Source organism: uncultured Pontibacter sp. (assembly GCF_947502515.1).
Lineage (GTDB): Bacteria > Bacteroidota > Bacteroidia > Cytophagales > Hymenobacteraceae > Pontibacter.
Genome location: NZ_CANNAI010000001.1, coordinates 26,980 through 46,759 on the forward strand (window position 1 = coordinate 26,980; position 19,780 = coordinate 46,759).

Here is a 19,780-nt window from a genome sequence, read left to right on the forward strand (position 1 = left end):
AATGCCTACGCTGCTCTTTTTCTGTTAAGGTATAGCTAGGGCAAAACAAGTGACACACTTACTGAATGTATAGCAGAGATTCTCAATTTAGGACAAACGAAAACGCGAGTTTGCGAGCGAAGCTTTCAGAGGGGTTTTCATAATGGCAGGTATAGCCAAAGCCAGATTAGCTTTTGAGCTGCTGTGGGAGATAACCGAAGTGCTTTTTAAATGCCGATGTGAAGTGCGCAGCATATTTATACCCCAGCATAGTCGCAATATCCCCAATCTTAAGGTCGCCTTGCAAGATCAGCTGCTTCGCCTGCTCCATTCTATAGTCATTCAGGTACCCGAATACAGTAGTGCCAAACACCTGCTTGAAGTGTTTTTTGAGGTAATACTCGTTAGTGCCCACCAAGTGCGCCAGCTCTACCAGCGAGTGTGGATTTTCGAGGTTCTGCAGCAGAATGTCGCGGGCATGGTACATCTTTTCTACATCCGCTTCCTTCATTTTCAACTGTGCCGGAGTAGTACCCACCTGATCACACTGCTCCAGTTGCAGCATCAGCAGCTCTACAACTTTCGCTTCTAAGAACATGCGTTTATAGTGACCAGCGTAAGGGCAGTTGATCAATTCGTAAAGCAGTGTTCTAACTCTGGGGGTAATAGAGAGGTTCGTCTGGCATAGCTTTCCGGGGCTGAGGGCTGTGAGGCACTCGCGCAGCTGCAATGCGGCAGGGGAACTGTCTTTGAGGTAACGCAACAGGAAAACTTTGGAGAGGTTAATAATAATGACCTCTAACTCCTTTTCCGGTGCTATCTTTTTCTGCACAGGCCTGTCACCGAAGTAAAGCAGGTTGTGCTGCTGATGATCAAAGCGGGCAAAGATCCTGTTGTCGTTCAGGGAAGTAACGGCACAGCGGCAGCGCAGCGAAAAGTGCATCTGCACAAAGTCCTGGCAGTTTTGATAGGTGAGTACCTTTATACCTTTCAGTTCGCATTGGGTATAGCCGAAATAGATATCCTCAAAGTAAAATTCACGAAGCTGGCCGTTCCCTTCGCAACAGCTTCTATTAGAGAAAGCCTGCTCCTTTTCTATCAGAGTATCATCGGCACCACTAAATAGGGCATGATAGTAAGCCGCGTGCTCAGGTCCGGAAGTGCTTAAATCTTGCTCCATAATTTTCCCTTATATGATATAAGAATTCCCCCACTTGTAAGCGGAAGTGCTCGGCAGGTTATACTTTTGCGCAAGTTAAATTTATTTAGACTATTTCTAAATAGCAAACATCAAAATATTACGGCTGAACCGGAAGAAAGAAAAAGATCTTTCGCAGAGCCTGTAACAAAACGTTAACCTCAGCACAATAAGACATGTTAAGAAATTTACTGCTATGTATGCTCTTGCTAGCGACCACCATGGGAGCCAATGCCCAAGAGCTTCAGGTACTCGGGCAGGTAGTAGAACAAACCACAGGCACTGCGCTGCCAGGCGTGACAGTACGCGTAAAAGACACGAACCAGGCCACTACAACAAATAGTGAAGGCGAGTTTAAACTGAAGGCCGCCGAAGGGCAGGTGCTCGTGTTCTCATACATTGGCTTTGCTTCCCGTGAGCTGCCTGTGAACGGTGACGCGGGTTCGATGCAGGTGCAACTTCAGTCTGGCAACACCCAACTATCGGAGGTAGTGGTAACAGGTGCCCTGGGTATAAAGCGGCCCGCCCGTGAACTGGGCACGGCCAGTGCGCAAGTTAACTCCGCCGAACTGAACCAGGGCAAGATCGTGAACCCGATACTTGGATTGGCCAGTAAGGTGTCTGGTCTTCGCATCAACATGTTCGACAGCAAAGTAGACCCGGATGTGCAGGTGAACCTGCGCGGTATACGTTCCCACACCGGTAATAACGCACCGCTTTATGTTGTAGATGGTGTGCCTATACCTGACATCAACCGTCTGAACCCGAACGATATCGAGAGCATCAACGTGCTGAAGGGTGCAAACGCAGCCGCCGTGTACGGTTCCGATGGGGTGAATGGTGTACTGATGATCACCACTAAGAAGGGGCGTGCAGGCATGCAGCGCATCAACTTCTCCAATACCACCACTTTTGAGAAGATCTCCCGCCTGCCGGAGCAGCAGACAGAGTTCGGTCAGGGCCTGAACGGCATCTACGACCCACTGCAGTACCAGTCATGGGGGCCTCGTTTCGACGGGGAGATGCGACCAGTAGGACCCGTGCTGCCAGACGGTAGCCAGTGGCAACTGCCTTACAGCGCCAATTCGGATGGCAGAAAGGCCTTCTTCAACACCGGCACTACAACGCAGAACGACCTGTCCTTTTCTGGTGGCGACGACCGATCCACCTATTACTTCTCGCTGCAGGATGTACTGGTTAAAGGCATTATCGAAGGAGATAAGAACAGACGCTCAGGCGCCCGCTTTAACGGATCGCGCTCGTTCGGCAAGCTGAGCACCAGCTATAATGTTAACTATGTGTTCAACAAGAGCGACGTGACGCAGAGTGAACCATGGTCAACGGTATATCGCTTGCCGGCGAGCCTGCCTTTTGCCGACCTGAAGGACTGGGAAAACAACCTGTTTGTGAATCCGAACTACTGGTTCAGCACCAACCAGCCCAATCCGTTCTTCAATGCTGCCAACCAGCGTACTGTAAACGAGCAGCAGACCCTGACCGGAAACATCGAGCTCAACTACGAGATCGCTCCCTGGATCAACGCCATTTACCGTTTGGGCCTTTACAACCGCAACAACGATATCCGCACTACGGTGGGCAAGTTTACTTACACCACCCCGGGCCGCACAAACATACCGGGCAGCGTGAATGATGCTTCCCAGACGTTCAGAAGAATTAACAGCGATTTCATTCTTGACATGCACAAAGACTTCGGCAAGTTCAGCACTCGCTTGCTGTTGGGCAACAACGTGCGCACCGACGACAGCAAAGCCGTCAACCTGAGCGCCTCGGCGCTGGTAGTGCCTGGCCTGTTCAACCAGGACAACCGCTTAGGACAGCTTGGAGGCAAGTCCAGCATCAGCCAGAGAAGACAAGTGGCAGCCTTCGGAGAGTTTACGGCCGGCTACAACAACTACCTGTTCCTGACCTTTACAGGACGCCAGGAAGCTGTGTCGGTTTTGAGTCCTGAAAACCGCAGCTATTTCTACCCAGGTGTGAGCTCGTCATTCGTGTTCAGCGATGCGATCTCTTCCCTGAAAAACAACAACACCTTCTCATACGGCAAGGTATACGCTTCTTACAACAAGACCGGCAACGTAGTGGTAGACCCATACCAGCTGCAGAATGTGTATGCGCAAAGCAACGGTTTTCCTTACGGTAACCTGCCGGGCTTTAGCTTAGGTACCTCTGATGCCAACCCGAACCTAAAGCCGGAGTTTGTGACCTCCTTCGAGGTAGGTACGCAGCTGAGCTTCTTCCAGAACCGCCTGAACCTGGAAGCTGCCTATGTGGATGCTAAAACAACAGACGGTACCATTTTAGCTGATATTTCTGCCGGATCGGGCTTCACTTCAGCTTGGGTGAACGCCTTCAAGGCAAGCAACAAGATCATTGAGCTCAACCTAAACGGAGATGTGATTCAGCGCGACCACCTGGTGTGGAACGTGGGCGCTAACCTGACGCATATTAAGAGTGAAGTGCAGGAGATTTACGGCGGCATCGATCAGCTGTTCCACTTCCGTCAGAACTACCTGATTGTGGGCAAGCCATACAACAGCTACCTGTTCACTGATTACAAGCGTGATCCACAGGGAAGAGTGATCGTGGATCCGACCACAGGAAACCCAGTGAGTGGCTCAGAGCTTTACTACGGCGGCACCGGTACACCACCTTATCAGATCGGCCTCAATACCAACCTGCAGTACAAAAGCTTCCAGCTGGGTGCGCAGTTCGACTGGCGTATGGGTGCCGTGGTATACACCGAGGCTGCCGCCCGCATGATATCAGACGGTACCAGCCCACTCACCACACAGTATGGCCGCGAACCATTCGTGATTCCGAACTCTGTGATTGAGACCTCGCCGGGCGTGTTCACACCAAACACTGAGATTCAGACCAAAGGTGACCGCAACTACTGGGCAAACCACTATGCGACGGTGCAGTCGAACTATGCCGTAAGTGCCGACTTCTTTAAAATGAGAGAGTTGAGCCTGAGCTATACCTTGCCAATTAACTGGCTGGACGGTCAGAACCTGGTGAAAGAAGCAATGATCGGTTTTGTGGGTCGCAACCTGTTCTCTATCTGGGCAAAAGACAACATCTACAACGATCCGGAGTTTGTCTACGCCGGCGGAAGCAGCGAAGGCTACATGAGCTGGCGACACCTGCCACCGGCCAGATCATTCGGCTTCAATGTAAATGTGGTATTCTAAAATAACATCATCCTTCATACTTAGTGATATGAAAAAAGTATTATCTCTACTCCTGATAGCATTGGCAGGTACAAGCTTCACCGCCTGCGATAGCTTCCTGGATACGAATGTGAACCCCAATGCGCCGGTCGACGTGCCGGTAGAGCAGAAGCTGCCTAATGCACTTGTGAAGACAGTAAACCTCGAGACAGGTGCCCTGAACCAGTTAGGCGCCGTGTGGGTGGGCTACTGGGCCAAAGCTACTGACGGACCCAGCAACACTTCTTTGTTCAGGCTAGAGGAAACCTATGGTGTGGAAGCCATGTCGTTTGACCGCGATGGTCGTCCGATCTGGGAAGACAGCTACACCACGCTGGTGAACTACAAAGACATCGAAAACAGCGCAGCGGCCACTGGCGATCTGGCCTATGTAGGTATAGCGAAGATCATGCAAGGCTGGCATTTTATGCGCCTTGTGGATCTCTACAACAATGTGCCGTTCTCTGACGCACTGCAGGGCAGCACCAACGTGACGCCTAAGTACGAAGAAGGGCAGGTGGTTTATGATGGAGCCATCAACCTGATCACAGCAGGTATACAGGATATAAAAGCAGCAACGGCTTTGTCTAAAAAGCCGGTTACCGACGACGTTATCTTCAAAGGCAACCTGACACTTTGGGTGAAGTTTGCCAATACGATCAAGCTAAGAGCCCTGCTTCGTCAGTCTGAAGCCGGTAGAGAAGGCTACATTAACGATGAACTGGCCAAGATCAGGCAGGAGGGAAGCGGCTTCCTAGGCGTCGGCGAGAGTGCGCTGGTGAACCCCGGCTACCAGATCACGGCAGGTATGCAGAACCCTTTCTGGGACGCTTACTACAGAAACCAGGCCGGAGCCCTTACGACAGGCTACAATACCCTGCGCCCAACAGCCTACCTGGTGCAGCAGTACAAAGAGCGCAACGACCCGCGTTTGCCGAAACTCTACCGCAGCGTAGCAGGCGACTATGTAGGAGTGCCGCTGGGAGCAACCAGTGCCGACTTTACCATGGCGAAGACCTCCGCTTTGCTGGGGCCAAACGAAAACGGAAACCAGCCAGCGGGTTTGCTGAAGAGCGCCCAGCAGCCGTCTGTGCTTCTGTCTTCTTTTGAGAGCTTGTTCCTGCAGGCCGAAGCGGCCGAGAGAGGGTGGCTGACCGGTGCGCAGATGCTCTATGAAGAAGCCATCAAAGAGTCTTTCAAGTACATGAATGTGCCTGCCTCCGAATTTACTGTTTACAATGCGCAGCCATCTGTTAACTTTGCTTTGGCATCGAATAAAATAGAGCGCATCATGGAGCAGAAGTGGCTGGCACTGAACAGTATCAGCAGCATCGAAACCTGGAACGATTACAGAAGGCTGAATTACCTGAGCCGGTTGCCGCAGTCGTTGCAGAGCCCGTCAGCTGACACGGATTTCAGGCCGCGCAGATTGACCTACCGCCAGTCGGAGGTATACACCAACAGTGAGGAAATAGCGAAGCAGGGCGCCATCGATCCTTTCCGCTCAAGAGTGTTTTGGAATAAGTAAGTAGATTGAAAATAGAATTAGTACCTACCCTCCTTCGCTCCAGAAGCGGAGGAGGTTTTTAGCTAAACTCTCATCATGAAAAAGAATCAACAACCATCGACCTGGCAAAAGGTGCGCAAGCTGTTCAATGACCTCCACCTGTGGATGGGTATAGCGAGCGGTATTATTCTATTTGTAGTCTGCTTAAGCGGCACGATCTATACCTTCAGCACAGAGATACAGGAAATGCTGGAGCCCGAAAAATTTACGGTACAGGCAGCGGAAGGCGCAACGCCCCTAGCCGCTGAAGCGATCATTGCAAAAGTGGCTGCCGAAACAGGCGGGAAGGTAAGCGCTATTACCATACCTGCCGATGCCAGCCGTAGCTATACCTTGAATGTGAAGAAAGAGGAAAAGAAAGAAGGCGAAGGCAGAGGTCGTGGTGAAGGAAAAGGTGGGGATAAAGCCAAAAGCGATAAAGCTGCCGAAGGCAAAAAGGGCCCTGAAGGCGCTGTAGCGAAAGGCGGTCCTGCTGGTGGCGGACCCGGTGGCAAGGGTGGACCCGGAGGCGGGCGTGGTACCAACTACTTAGTAAACCCCTATACTGGTGCGGTGCTGGGCACAACTGACGGTCCTGCCTCAGAGTTTTTCATGTCGATGTTCCGCCTGCACCGCTGGTTGCTACTCGACACTGAAGTTGGTCGTCCGATCGTAGGCTGGGCAACGGTTATCTTCACGCTGATCATCATCAGCGGTCTGGTGATCTGGTTCCCACAGAAAGTGAAGAACTGGCGTCAGGGGCTTAAGATCAAGTGGAGTGGCAACTGGAAGCGCATCAACCATGACCTGCACAACTCGCTTGGTTTCTACTCATCTTTCCTGCTATTGATCATGTCTCTCACAGGCCTTACCTGGTCATTTGAGTGGTACAAAGAAGGCTTCTTCAAAGTATTGGGTGTAGAGCAGCCGAAAGACCGCAAAGAGGAGCCACTCTTCTCAAAAGTGCCAGCTGACCTGTCGCAGGCTGCTACCCTGACGATTACGGATTACATAAAGTCCGCCGATCAGGTGCTGCCTTACGAAGGCGACTACCGCATTTCGTTGTCAACTGACTCAGCCGCTACAGTTTCGGTTAGCAAGAACAAAGTAGGTTTCTTCGCACCGGCGGCGTCAGACAGACTGCAGCTTGACCAGTACAGCGGCGAAGTGCTCAAGGCCGATGTATTTGCGGACAAAGCCTTCAACGAAAAGATCACATCGTCTATCAAGCCACTGCATGTAGGCAACGTATACGGTACCTTCTCGAAGATCCTCTACTTCATCGCTTGCCTGGTTGCTACCAGTTTGCCTGTAACCGGCACGATCATCTGGATCAACAAACTGCGCAAGAAGTCGAAGCGTGGCACTGTGCCTGTTGCGAAGAGAGCAGCGGCCTAGTAAAGGATTAGCTTTGAGGATATATTTCCCTGTCATTTCGAACGCTAGTGAGAAATCTGAGTTATGTAATGGTTTCCAGGCTATTCCAGATTTCTCATTGCATTCGAAATGACAATGGGTGTTACTACTTCATTCTTAGCCTAAAAACAAAAGAAGGCTTCTCCGTTTGGGAGAAGCCTTCTTTTGTTTTGGTTGCTATACCTTAGCGTAATCTATCTACAGAGCGAACCAGGTCCTCGTCCTTCTTAATGAAGCGGTTGGCTAGGGCATTGAGGAGCAGCGCCAGCACCGGCATGTAGAAGCCAGCTTCGTAGTTGCCTTCGTTACCAGAAACCATAACGTTGCCTACGTAGTTGGCATAGTAAAATGACGTACCAAACAGCGCCACCAGCACCAGCGTGTTGATCAGGCCGAACTTCATCTGGGTGATGCGGCTCTTGTACTGGAAGATCTCATAAAGCGCTACACCTGCCGCCACGATGGCCAATATACCAATAGCGATTGTGCTCGTACCAGTCTGTGCACCGGCTTGCACGGCTTCACCTTGCTCGTTCACTGACTGGAAAAACAGGTTCCAGGCGGTCAATACTACTTCTTCGCCAGATACGGCATCTACTTTAGACCAGAGCGGCAAAAACAGCAAAGAGATCATGGCAATCACGATGAGCGCCAGAAATACGGTTTGAATTCTTTGTATCATAAAGGGGTTAATTTAACTTGCAAAGAGATGCAAAATTAGACAAAGACCTGTAAAACAAAAATTGATGAGCACAGCTTATATAATTGATATAGTCAGAACACCCGTTGGCAAGTTTACCGGAGCACTCAGCAGCGTGCGTCCCGATGACATGGCTGCCTTTATTCTGAAGGAGTTAATGGCCCGCAATCCGCAGGTGGACCCGAGCCTGATTGAGGACGTGGTGATGGGCGCAGCTAACCAGGCCGGCGAAGACAACCGCAACGTGGCCCGCATGGCGCTTCTGTTAGCAGGCCTTCCGGCTGAGATTGGCGGCGTGACCGTGAACCGTCTTTGCGCTTCAGGGTTGCAGTCCATCATGGATGCAAGCCGTGCCATTAAGAGTGGCGACGGTGCTGTATACCTGGCGGGCGGCGTTGAAAGCATGACCCGTGCCCCTTTTGTAATGGCCAAAGCCGAGACTGCCTTCGCCCGCACTCCTGAAATTTATGACACGACTATTGGCTGGCGCTTTGTGAATAACCAGCTTTCTTCATTGCACTACCCTTACAGTATGGGCGAAACGGCCGAGAATGTGGCCGAGCGTTACGGTGTTTCACGTGAAGCGCAGGATGAGTTTGCCCACAGCTCGCAGCTCAAGTATAAGGCCGCAGCTGAGGCCGGCAAGTTTAAAGACGAGATCATTCCTATACCTGTTCCACAGCGCAAAGGCGATCCGATTATCTTCGACACCGACGAGCACCCGCGTCTTTCTTCCGTGGAGAAATTAGGCACACTGGGCGCAGCCTTCAAAAAAGGTGGCACCGTTACGGCGGGCAACGCATCAGGTATAAACGACGGGGCGGCTGCTTCGCTGGTCGTGAGTGAGGAGATGGTGAAACGCTTCAACCTGAAGCCAATGGCACGCATTGTATCAGCGGCAGTGGCAGGGGTAGAGCCTGCTTACATGGGCATGGGTCCTGTGCCCGCTACTCAAAAAGCGCTGAAAAGAGCCGGACTTACCATCAACGATATCGGCTTAGCCGAGATAAACGAGGCTTTTGCGGCACAAGCTATACCTTGCGTGCAGGAGCTGGGCATTAATCCGGACATCGTGAACGTGAACGGCGGCTCAATCGCTATTGGTCATCCGCTTGGAGCCAGTGGTACCCGCATTTCAGCTACCTTGTTGCACGAAATGCAGCGCCGCGACAATGTGCGCTACGGTCTGGCTACGATGTGCGTAGGTGTAGGGCAAGGCGCGGCTATTATTTACGAAAAGCTTTAAAAATAATATTCCTGATAGCCTTGCTAATCTATTGGTGGTTAGTAAGGTATAGTAAATCAATAATTGTGTAGGCCGATAGCCTCCACATTATGCAAAGCAGCTGGAACGGTTAAGCACCTTGAAGGGTTGTAGTCTTACGCATTGCGTGCGCATAGACATTGACGAGAAAATTATGAAAAACACCTTCATTGGGGTGAACCTGATTCCTCAGAACGAAGAGGAAAGACTGCTGAAATTGCAGGAGTACGAAATATTGGACACGCCACCCGAGGGTGCTTTTAATCACATTGCAGCTATGGCTGCCCGCATGTTCAATGTGCCCATCGCCCTGGTTGCTTTGGTTGATTCAGAGCGTGTATGGTTTAAAGCCAACGTGGGTATGGAAGATGTGGAGAATGTGAGTCGAGGAGTTAGCTTGTGTTCACTTGCGATTCTGAATGATGGCCCTACCGTATTTCCAGATGCCGTTAATGAGCCTTGTTTACTCGCAAATCCATTGGTGACGGGAAACTTCGGCCTTCGCTTTTATGCCGGTGCTCCGCTAAGGACATCCGACGGGCATAATCTGGGCACGCTTTGCATCGTAGACAAACAGCCGCGTGAGTTTTCGGAAGCCGACCAGAAAGTGCTTGGCCAACTGGCCTCCATTGTGATGGACGAAATAGAACTGCGCTACCTGAAACGTAACGCGCAGGTAGAGGCTGCAGCGAAAGACTAGCTAAGAGTTACCTATTGAAACCCGCAAGTACTACAGTGCTTGCGGGTTTATTTTTTTACCTTTGTTTCATGCGCTACTTTCTGGAAATCGCTTACGACGGCACCCGTTTTCATGGCTGGCAAATACAGCCCAACGCACTCTCCGTACAGGAAGTGCTCGAAGATTGTCTGAGCAAAGTGCTGCGGCAGCCTATCAGCACGACAGGCAGCGGCCGCACCGATACGGGGGTGCATGCGAGTCAGCAGTTCGTGCATTTTGACGTGGAGCAGGAACTGGACTTAGAGCACATGGTCTATCGCTTCAACCGCCTCTTACCCGACGACATCGTAGCAAAGAGCTTATACCTGGTCACCGGCGAGGCCCACGCCCGCTTCGACGCATTTGAGCGCACCTATCACTACCACATCACCTTAGCCAAAGACCCTTTCAGACGATACTACGCCACTTACCTGCCGCGTTCCGTGGATGTGGAGAAGATGAATGAGGCGGCCACGGTTTTGCTTCGTTACGAGGATTTTACGACCTTTAGCAAAGTGAAAGGCGACACCAAGCACTACCGCTGCAACATCTACGAAGCTGCGTGGCAACAGCAAGGCGACGAGCTGATATTCACGATCCGGTCAAACCGCTTCCTGAGAGGTATGGTGCGACTGGTGGTAGGAACCTTACTAGATGTAGGTCGCGGCAAGCTTTCCGTGGCAGATTTTGAGCGGATTATCGCCAGTCAGGACCGCAGCAAGGCGAGTGGAGCGGCTCCCTCGGAGGGGCTATACCTGGCCAAGGTGACGTATCCGGAGCATATTTTCAAGACATCACCCAAAACAAACCCTTTATAGCATGCAATTACCAGAAGACCAGAACGGTCCCCATCTAAACGGCAAGCACCTTCGCCCTGAAAGCTTAATGATGAGCTACGGGTACAACCCGGAGTGGTCAGAAATGGCCGTGAAGGCGCCTATTTACCAAACCTCTACCTTCGTTTTTAAAAACGCAGAAGAAGGTAAGGCCTTTTTTGAACTAGCGTATGGCCTGCGTGAGAAGCACGCGGAAGAGCAGCTGGGCCTCATCTACAGCCGCCTGAACAACCCTGACCTTGAAATCCTCGAGAACCGCCTCCGCTTCTGGGACGGCGCTGAAGAAGCAGCTGTGTTTGCCAGCGGTATGGCCGCTATCAGCACCACACTTTTGGCTCTACTCAAGCCGGGCGACCTGATTCTGCACAGCGAGCCCATCTACGGAGGCTCAGACTACTATATCAAAAACATCCTGCCGAAGTTTGGCGTGAAGAGCATGGGCTTCCGTGCCAATACCCCAATCGAGGAAGTAGAGCAAATGCTAGAGGAATCAGGTATGGCCGACAAACTGGCGATGGTTTACATCGAAACCCCGGCTAACCCGACCAACCACCTGGTAGACATTGAGGCATGCTCTGCCATGGCCAAGAAGCACTCAACTGCTGACAAAAAAGTAGTCGTAGCTGTAGACAATACCTTCTTAGGCCCCGTGTTCTCGCACCCACTCAAGCACGGTGCTGACCTGGTTTTATACTCTGCGACCAAATACATCGGTGGTCACTCCGACCTGATTGCAGGTGCCTGTGCCGGTCCAGCTGACCTGATGAAGCAAGTAAAAGGCATGCGTACATTCATGGGCTCCATGGCGAGTCCGTGGACTGGCTGGATGCTGATGCGCAGCTTAGAGACATTGAAAATACGCATGGAGTGCCAAGCTCGTGGCGCCGAAGTAGTAGCGGCATACCTGCAAGAGCATCCGAAAGTAGATAAGATTTACTTCCTGGGCTACCTGCAGGACAACCCGCAGCAACAGGCCATCTATGACAAGCAGTGCAAAGCGGCTGGCTCCATGATTTCCTTCGACATCAAAGGCGGTGAAAAAGAAGCCTTCACGTTCCTGAATAACCTGAAGCTGATCAAACTGGCGGTAAGTCTGGGTGGCACCGAGTCGCTCGCTGAGCATCCAGCCTCCATGACGCACTCTGACATTTGCCTGGCCGACCGAGCCGTGATGGGTATAGGCGAAGGCATGATTCGCATTTCAGTAGGTGTGGAGCATCCGGAAGATATCATCTCTGATATTGCGCAGGCGCTGGAGAAAGTAGCTATACCTGTGGAAGCGGAAGTATAGATATTAAGTATAACTTTTATTTAAGTCCTTCTCTGGTTTTCAGGGAAGGACTTTTTTGTAACATTGCTTCTACCTTGTTTTGACAATAGTGCGTGAGAAATCCCGAAAATCCTGATGCAAAAACCATTAACTTTGCAAGCGGTTACGATTAGGATTCGTAAGGTTATAGCTGGAGAATGTAATGGCTAGCGTGCGTAAGGCGTGAGTGTCTTCGCTTGTGTCTATTATAGAAGGGCCTCTGGCCTAGGTATAGCAATTGCTTGCGCAGGTATAGCAACTGTGCTTTCGGATATAGAGGTTTTGTTTCATAGCATGGCTTAGCCAGCCGGGCACCATTTCGCCTGTGCGGCGGGCACTCACTTTTTTCCTTGATGAAAAAAGTAAGCAAAAAAATCAAGACTCCCCAAACTCGCTGAACGCTCAAACAGTGGGTAGTCATTTGGGCGCACCGGGCACAGTTGATTATTGCATTGTGAGCGTGCAAGTTACTTGGGAATGCGTGCCAAGGGTATGTTACAGAAATTACAAAACTTCTACCTGTGAATTGGTAGCGGCAATAACCCCCTCTCGGGAGGGGAAGGGGTGGTTCAATAAGGTATAGCAAATTAAAAAAGATGAAGCCATACTTGTGAACTGGTAGCAACAAAAACCTCTCTTAAGAGGGGCAGGGTGTATAAATCGTGCATAGAAATCCTGTGGATCATTTATAATCCCCGTAATCCTGATTCAGACAAAAGGATGGTCTTAGAGGGAGGTAACAATCCTGTAAATCCGTGGGGGTAGGGGCCCTCTCTAATCCTGAAAATCCTGATTCAGACAAACTAAACCTGAAAAAACAAACTTGGAAGATAAACCAAAAGATACAGGCAAGGTATTCGATGCGGACGTCATACGGCGGCTTTTCACGTTTGTGAAGCCCTACCTGAAGACGTTCTATTTCATCGTGTTCCTCACGTTCGCCTCGGCTATACTGGCCGCCTTGCGGCCGTTCCTGATTCAGTATACTGTCGATAATGAGATTCTGCAGAACGACTGGGAGGGCCTGAACAAGATGTTCGTGATACTCGCGGTGCTTCTTGTGGGACACGCTATTGTGCAGTACCTCCATACCTATTTCGCGGGTTGGCTGGGGCAGCACGTCGTGCGCGATATCCGGGTGCAGCTCTACCGCCACATCCTCAACCTGCGCCTTAAGTTTTTCGACCGCACGCCGATCGGTACGCTCGTGACCCGCAACGTGTCGGACGTGGAAACGCTATCGGATGTGTTCAGCGAGGGATTGGCCGCTATGATTGGGGATATCCTGCAGCTGGTGTTCATTCTTGGCTTCATGTTTTACATCGACTGGGAGTTGGCGCTTGTCAGCTTGTCCACTTTCCCGATTATGCTTATCAGTACTTACATCTTCAAGGAGAAGATTAAAGATACGTTCCAGGACGTTCGTACTGCCGTGGCGCGGCTCAACTCGTTTGTGCAAGAGCATATCACAGGTATGAGCATCGTGCAGATCTTCAACAACGAGAAGCGCGAGATGGAGAAGTTCAAGGAGATCAACAAGGAGCACACCCGCGCCAACGTACGCTCCGTGCTTTACTACTCGGTCTACTTCCCGGTAGCGGAGATTATCGGTGCGGCGGGTCTTGGTTTGCTGGTGTGGTATGGTGCACACGGCGTGATCGACAATGACGTATCACTGGGTACGCTGATGGCCTTCATCCTCTACATTCAAATGTTCTTCCGCCCCATCCGCATGATTGCCGACCGCTTCAATACCCTGCAGCTGGGTGTAGTGAGTACCGAGCGTCTCATGCGCTTGCTCGATAGCAAAGAGATGATTCCGGACAACGGTAGCTATGCACCGGAGAAGATCAAGGGTAATGTGAATTTCAAGGACGTTTGGTTTGCCTACAAAGACGAGGACTGGGTGCTGCGCAATATCTCATTGGATGTGAAGGCCGGCGAGTCAGTGGCTTTTGTGGGTGCAACGGGTGCGGGCAAGACCTCGGTTATCAACTTGCTCAACCGTTTTTACGAGATCAACAGCGGCCAGATTCTGATTGATGGGCACGATATTAAAGAATATAACCTGGATGTCTTACGTCATCACATAGGCGTGGTACTGCAGGATGTGTTCCTGTTCTCAGGCACCATCGCCGACAATATCAGCCTGGGTAACAAAGCTATCACCGAAGAGCAGATGTGGCACGCCGCCGACCTGGTGGGCGCCCGTAAGTTCATTGAGCGTTTGCCAGGCGGGCTGCACTACCAGGTGATGGAACGCGGAGCCACATTATCAGTAGGCCAGCGCCAGCTCATTTCCTTTGTGCGGGCCATGGTCTATAATCCGGAAATTATCATTCTGGACGAGGCCACTTCCAGCGTCGACTCCGAAACTGAAGAACTGATCCAGTACGCCATCGACCAGTTGATGCATGGCCGTACGTCCATCGTCATCGCTCACCGTCTGTCTACCATTCAAAAGGCGGACAAGATCATCGTGATGGACCGGGGCGAGATAAAAGAAATGGGCAACCACGAGGAACTGCTGCGCCACGAGGGTTACTATGCCCAACTCTACCACATGCAGTATAAAAACATGATCGATCTATGAACAAGAAATTCTTGTTAGTAATGGCGGTGCTAGCCATCATTGTGGGGGCTTTCTACGCCTATCTGGGAGGTTTCAGCTCAGCACAGGTGTCAGAAGTTAGCTCGGAGCAGCTCTACATGGCAGGCCGCTCTTTCAAAGGCTCTGTAAACGACAATGCAATCAATGACGCTTTCAGGAGAGCTGCCGAGGTGCTTGATAAGAAAGAGCTGGAAGGTATGCTGGGTAACATCTACTACAACAATCCGGAAGGCCGAGCTGATAGTGTGGATGCATTTATTGGAGTGGTTATACCTGACAGCTCGGTACAGTTGCCAGCTGATTACGAACTGCGGGTAGTACCGGGTGGCCGCCGTGCCTTGCGCGGCGAAGTAAACGCCCATTATATGCTTTCACCTAACAAACTCTACGAAGCCATTTTTAACTACGCCGAGGAAAAGAGTCTGGAGCTGGAGACCTTCTATGTAGAGTGGTTTCCGGAGGACCACCAAGGTATAGTGGAGGTGCCTGTAAAGGAGTAGCTTGCAAGTATAGATTATCTCTATATCTTTGGTGATAGGGGAGCGGCTATACCTTTCCCCGTGGAACGATAGCAACAAAACAAATTGGGCAAAAAGGCAGAGGCAAAGAAAGAGCTGATACTAGAGGCAGCCAAGTCGGTGTTCGGCAAGCTGGGCTACAGCAAAGCCACATTGGACGATATCGCCCATGCCATCGGGCTCAAGAAACCGACACTCTACTACTATTACAAGAGCAAAGAGGTCCTCTTTATCGAAGCTTTTTCGCAGGAGTGGAAGGATAGCCTGTATCGCATCAAGAAAATAGCAGAGCAGGAGAAAGATCCCCGTGAACGCCTGTTGCGCTACATCCGTTCTTCGCTGCGCTATTATCAGGAGATCGTAACACAACACACCATCTCCATCAAGGTGCTCATCGAGACCCGCACCATGTTCCAGGAGCTATTCAGGGAATCGCGGGCCAAGGAGTCAAACTTTTACGCCACGGTCATCAAAGAAGGTATAGCCAACGGCACTTTCATAGACTGCGAAGCCGATCGGGTCGCTTATTCTATCATGGTGGTCAAAGACCTGATTCAATTTGAAGAATTCCAACGGGCTCAGTTTCATAACCTCCCCTCCATTGATTTTGAGAAGATAGAGCGAGAAGTACTGTACACCGTCAATCTGATTATGGAAGGTATACGGGTGAAGGTGTAAGAGTCAGGAGATACAAGCATTAAAGTAACAATGCCCCAACTTAAGCAAGCATCTTAGGTTGGGGCATTGTTATAGCAGCCCTGTCAGAGCTTGAAGGTTCCGTGGAAAGGAATGCTGGGTTTGGGTAGCCGGTTTCCCCTAAATGCGGGGGCTACTCCTGCGGGTGATTGGATTTATATTCTTCCAACTTGGCCTTCAGTGCGTCCACATCGGCGTGATGACCTTTGGCTACTTCAGCTGCATCGAGTTCGATGAGCATGTTTTGCATTTGTTTCAGGTAGGCGGCTTTGTCCTTTTTGAGACACCCCTTGTGATTGTCTTTGCAGGTGCCATTCTCATCCATAGGTTTGAACATACTGCCCTCACCGTAGATGAGCCACTGCGAATTTAGGTCATGGAAGTGCTTTACGATGCCCACCAACTCGTCTAAAAGATAATTCTTGCCAGATATGATATTGGCAAGCACTGTTTCGTCGCTGCCCGTCATCTCTAAGAGTTGGGGCATTTCCAATTCTTTGATGTTCGTATAGAAACGGAACCTTTTGCCAATTTGCTGTAAGTCAATAGCCATAGATAGAGAGTGTTAGAAGGTCATATAAAATTGCTATACGTACCTATAACAGTTTCTGTATCAAAAAATTCCCGGGCTATTAATTTCAGTTCGGCTAAGTTTTTGATTTTCAATGCGAAAGTGCTGGTGGCTAATGAGAGTCTTCAGCCTGCAACTGCCGCTCGTAGAGCACTTTGTAGAGCCCCTGCTGTTGTATCAGCTCATCGTGTGTGCCATGCTGCACAATCTCCCCATCATCAAGCACCAGAATCTTATCGGCCAGCTTCACTGACGATACCCGGTGTGAAATGATAATCGAGGTACGGTTAGCCATGATACGACGCAGGCTGTTGAGGATGGCGTTTTCTGTCTTGGTATCCACAGCCGAAAGCGAGTCGTCGAGGATCAGGATGCTTGGCTCCCGCACCAGTGCCCGTGCTATAGAGACACGCTGCTTCTGACCGCCTGAAAGGGTAATGCCCCGCTCGCCCAGCTTGGTGTCGAACTGCTCCGGGAAGCGCATGATGTTTTCGTACACATCAGCGTCTTTGGCCGACTGCACCATTTGCTCCTCTGTGATGCTTGGCAAACCGAAACCGATGTTGTTGCGGATGGAGTCGGAGAAGAGGAATACGTCCTGCGGCACGTAGCCAATCTGGCTGCGCAGGCTCTCCAGGTTATAATCGCGCACATCAATGCCATCGATCAGAATTCGGCCGCCCGTTATGTCATACATACGCGGGAGCAGGTTGGCGATGGTACTTTTGCCTGAGCCGGTGTTGCCGATCACGGCGAGGGTTTCGCCATGCTTGATGTCAAACGATACGTTTTTTAGGGCATGTATACCTGTGTCAGGGTATACAAAGTCCACATTCTCAAATACGATGTCGCCCTCGATCGGCTTCCGGATGTTCTCACGCGACACAATATCATTCTTCGTATTCAGGAATTCGTTGATGCGGGCCTGTGAGGCGGCGGCTCGCTGCACAAGGCTGGCCGTCCAGCCCAGCGAGGTAACAGGCCAGGTGAGCATGTTCACATAGATGATAAACTCAGCGATGTTTCCTGTCGTGATGCTGCCGTTCATTACTTCCTGTCCGCCAATGTATACGGTGATGATGGTGCTCAGGCCTACCAGAAACAGCACAAGTGGAAAGAAAAGTGAGTTTACGAAGTTCAGTTCCAGCGACTTGTCTTTGTAGTTGTTGCTGGCTTTGGTGAAGTTATTATGCGAGTCGTCTTCCCGCACAAAGGACTTAAGCACTCTTATACCTGAAAAAGCCTCCTGCACAAAAGTGGTTATACCTGAGAGGCTGCGCTGTATCTCGTCGGACTTGCGCTCAATAATATTGTTGACGTAGTAAATGCTGATAGCCAGAACAGGAAGTGGAATCAAGGTATAGAGCGTGAGCTTCACGTTCACCGACAGCATGTAGGGAATCACCATCAGGAAAAGAATCACGAGGTTGATGCCGTACATAATCGCCGGCCCAAGGTACATGCGCACGCGACTCACATCCTCGGAGATGCGCGACATCAGGTCCCCTGTGTTGTTTTTGCGGTAGAAGCTCAGCGGGAGGCTTTGGTAGTGCTCGTAAATTTCGTTTTTGAGGTCGTTCTCGATCAGGCGACTCATCACAATGATCGTCTGCCGCACAAAAAACAGGAAAAGCCCCCTTAGCAAAGCCATCACCAGAATGATCACCCCATACACCAGTATGCTACTGGCGAAGGTGTCATACACTGTTTCCTGCTGCGCCATTCCCTCAAAAAGGTTGTGCAGGTTGATCCCCTCCTTGATCAGGTTGAAGGCATGACGCACCACCTGGGCAGGCAGAATCTGGAAAAAGTTGGATATGATGATGAATACCAGGCCCCACAGGAGACGGTATTTATACTTGAGGAGATATTTATTGAGATAACGGAGTGATTTCACAGCAAGAATATGAAGCTCAGAGGCTTTTACGTAGACTTAGTAGGTTCAAATTGAATTAATCAAAAAAAGAATTAATTTTGCAGCACGAAAAACGGGGTATCTGTTGCCTCGCTTCTACAAAGATAGAATAACCCTTAATCAAATTCATAAATGGTCGAACTAAAAGAAGTTGAACTGAAGAAAGACAAGTCGGTCTTCGGTCAGATATCAGAGTATAACCATGAGAAAGTAGTTTTCTGCCACGACAAAGAAACTGGTCTGAAAGCTATCATTGGTATCCACAACACAGTACTTGGCCCTGCCCTGGGTGGTACCCGTATGTGGTCATATGCTTCTGAAGCTGAAGCGCTTGATGATGTGTTGCGTCTTTCGAGAGGTATGACTTACAAAGCCGCTATCTCTGGCCTGAACCTGGGTGGTGGTAAAGCCGTGATCATCGGCGACGCCAAAAAAGACAAGAACGAGGCCCTGCTTCGTCGTTTCGGCCGTTTTGTTAAGAACCTGAACGGTGCTTATATCACTGCTGAGGACGTGGGAATGACCACTAAGGACATGGAGTACATCCGTATGGAAACGGAGCACGTGTCTGGTCTGCCTGAGTCGATGGGCGGTGGCGGTGACCCGTCTCCAGTTACGGCTTACGGTACTTACATGGGTATGAAAGCCGCTGCCAAGAAGGCTTACGGCTCTGACTCACTGAGCGGCAAAAAGATCTCTGTACAGGGTGTTGGTCACGTAGGTGGCTACCTGGTGGAGCTACTTGCCAAAGAAAAGGCTCAGATCTTCATCACAGACATCTACGAAGACCGTCTGCGCGAAGTATCGTCTAAGTTCAACGCCCAGATCGTAGGTATGGACGAGATCTATGACCTGGACGTGGATATCTACTCGCCATGTGCGCTGGGTGGTACTATCAACGACAACACACTGGGTCGCCTGAAGTGCCAGGTAATTGCGGGTTGCGCAAACAACCAGCTGCGCGACGAGGCCGTGCACGGTCCTGCGCTGGTAGAGAAAGGCATCGTATACGCGCCAGACTTCCTAATCAACGCAGGTGGTTTGATCAACGTGTATTCTGAGCTGCAGGGCTACAACCGCGAGAGCGCCTATGCCCAGACTGAGCGTATCTACGGCTATACCCTGGATATCTTCGAGCTGGCCGAGAAAGAAGGCATCTATACGCAACTGGCCGCCACTAAAATGGCTGAGAAGCGTATCAACAGCATCAGCAAAGTAAGATCTACTTTCTAAGGTCCTTCTATTGAAAAGATGATAAAACAGAAGTGCTGCA

General features: G+C 50.7%; 15 protein-coding genes. 11 read left to right on the forward strand and 4 right to left on the reverse strand.

What is annotated here, in order from left to right:
• Positions 1-166 precede the first annotated feature (166 nt).
• The gene (locus Q1A54_RS00155; protein ID WP_299984112.1) at positions 167-1,159 is read right to left on the reverse strand and encodes an AraC family transcriptional regulator; all 993 of its coding nucleotides are present in this window, start codon (positions 1,157-1,159) and stop codon (positions 167-169) included.
• A 194-nt stretch (positions 1,160-1,353) separates the two neighbouring features.
• Here Q1A54_RS00155 and Q1A54_RS00160 point away from each other — a divergent pair, with 194 nt between their 5' ends.
• From Q1A54_RS00160 to Q1A54_RS00170, 3 genes are all read left to right on the forward strand, one after another.
• Positions 1,354-4,389, forward strand: a complete 3,036-nt coding sequence (locus tag Q1A54_RS00160; protein ID WP_299984113.1) for a SusC/RagA family TonB-linked outer membrane protein — start codon at positions 1,354-1,356, stop codon at positions 4,387-4,389.
• Positions 4,390-4,417: 28 nt separating this feature from the next.
• Positions 4,418-5,935, forward strand: a complete 1,518-nt coding sequence (locus tag Q1A54_RS00165; protein ID WP_299984114.1) for a SusD/RagB family nutrient-binding outer membrane lipoprotein — start codon at positions 4,418-4,420, stop codon at positions 5,933-5,935.
• A 75-nt stretch (positions 5,936-6,010) separates the two neighbouring features.
• Positions 6,011-7,351 carry a PepSY-associated TM helix domain-containing protein gene (locus Q1A54_RS00170; RefSeq protein WP_299984115.1) on the forward strand — a complete coding sequence of 447 codons (1,341 nt, stop codon included), beginning with the start codon at positions 6,011-6,013 and terminating at the stop codon, positions 7,349-7,351.
• A 202-nt stretch (positions 7,352-7,553) separates the two neighbouring features.
• Here the strand turns inward: Q1A54_RS00170 and Q1A54_RS00175 are convergent, their stop codons facing one another.
• Complete coding sequence (locus tag Q1A54_RS00175) at positions 7,554-8,051, reverse strand: DUF4293 domain-containing protein (RefSeq protein WP_196116325.1); 498 nt, start codon at positions 8,049-8,051, stop codon at positions 7,554-7,556.
• A 64-nt stretch (positions 8,052-8,115) separates the two neighbouring features.
• Between Q1A54_RS00175 and Q1A54_RS00180 the strand changes: the two genes are divergently transcribed.
• The 7 genes from Q1A54_RS00180 (at position 8,116) to Q1A54_RS00210 (ending at position 16,003) form a co-directional block, all read left to right on the forward strand.
• A complete protein-coding gene (locus tag Q1A54_RS00180) occupies positions 8,116-9,315 on the forward strand; it encodes an acetyl-CoA C-acyltransferase (protein WP_299984119.1) in 1,200 nt (399 codons plus the stop codon).
• Positions 9,316-9,487: 172 nt separating this feature from the next.
• Complete coding sequence (locus tag Q1A54_RS00185) at positions 9,488-10,033, forward strand: GAF domain-containing protein (RefSeq protein WP_299984121.1); 546 nt, start codon at positions 9,488-9,490, stop codon at positions 10,031-10,033.
• A gap of 68 nt (positions 10,034-10,101) precedes the next feature.
• The gene (gene truA, locus Q1A54_RS00190; protein WP_299984123.1) at positions 10,102-10,869 is read left to right on the forward strand and encodes a tRNA pseudouridine(38-40) synthase TruA; all 768 of its coding nucleotides are present in this window, start codon (positions 10,102-10,104) and stop codon (positions 10,867-10,869) included.
• 1 nt (position 10,870) lies between these two features.
• A complete protein-coding gene (locus tag Q1A54_RS00195) occupies positions 10,871-12,178 on the forward strand; it encodes a cystathionine gamma-synthase family protein (protein ID WP_196116316.1) in 1,308 nt (435 codons plus the stop codon).
• Positions 12,179-13,019: 841 nt separating this feature from the next.
• Positions 13,020-14,789 (forward strand): ABC transporter ATP-binding protein, encoded by a 1,770-nt coding sequence (locus tag Q1A54_RS00200; protein ID WP_299984127.1) that lies wholly within the window; start codon positions 13,020-13,022, stop codon positions 14,787-14,789.
• Positions 14,786-15,307, forward strand: a complete 522-nt coding sequence (locus Q1A54_RS00205) for a GyrI-like domain-containing protein (RefSeq protein WP_299984129.1) — start codon at positions 14,786-14,788, stop codon at positions 15,305-15,307. The genes Q1A54_RS00200 and Q1A54_RS00205 overlap by 4 nt, the downstream gene beginning before the upstream one ends.
• 84 nt (positions 15,308-15,391) lie before the next feature.
• Positions 15,392-16,003, forward strand: coding sequence for a TetR/AcrR family transcriptional regulator (locus Q1A54_RS00210; RefSeq protein ID WP_196119337.1), 612 nt, complete (start codon positions 15,392-15,394; stop codon positions 16,001-16,003).
• A gap of 151 nt (positions 16,004-16,154) precedes the next feature.
• Here Q1A54_RS00210 and Q1A54_RS00215 read toward each other — a convergent pair whose 3' ends face one another.
• Both Q1A54_RS00215 and Q1A54_RS00220 read right to left on the reverse strand, forming a co-directional pair.
• Positions 16,155-16,574 carry a hypothetical protein gene (locus Q1A54_RS00215; RefSeq protein ID WP_196119335.1) on the reverse strand — a complete coding sequence of 140 codons (420 nt, stop codon included), beginning with the start codon at positions 16,572-16,574 and terminating at the stop codon, positions 16,155-16,157.
• 130 nt (positions 16,575-16,704) lie between these two features.
• A complete protein-coding gene (locus Q1A54_RS00220; protein WP_299984134.1) occupies positions 16,705-18,489 on the reverse strand; it encodes an ABC transporter ATP-binding protein in 1,785 nt (594 codons plus the stop codon).
• Positions 18,490-18,639: 150 nt separating this feature from the next.
• Between Q1A54_RS00220 and Q1A54_RS00225 the strand changes: the two genes are divergently transcribed.
• Positions 18,640-19,740, forward strand: a complete 1,101-nt coding sequence (locus Q1A54_RS00225; RefSeq protein WP_007655033.1) for a Glu/Leu/Phe/Val dehydrogenase — start codon at positions 18,640-18,642, stop codon at positions 19,738-19,740.
• The last annotated feature ends 40 nt before the right edge of the window (positions 19,741-19,780 follow it).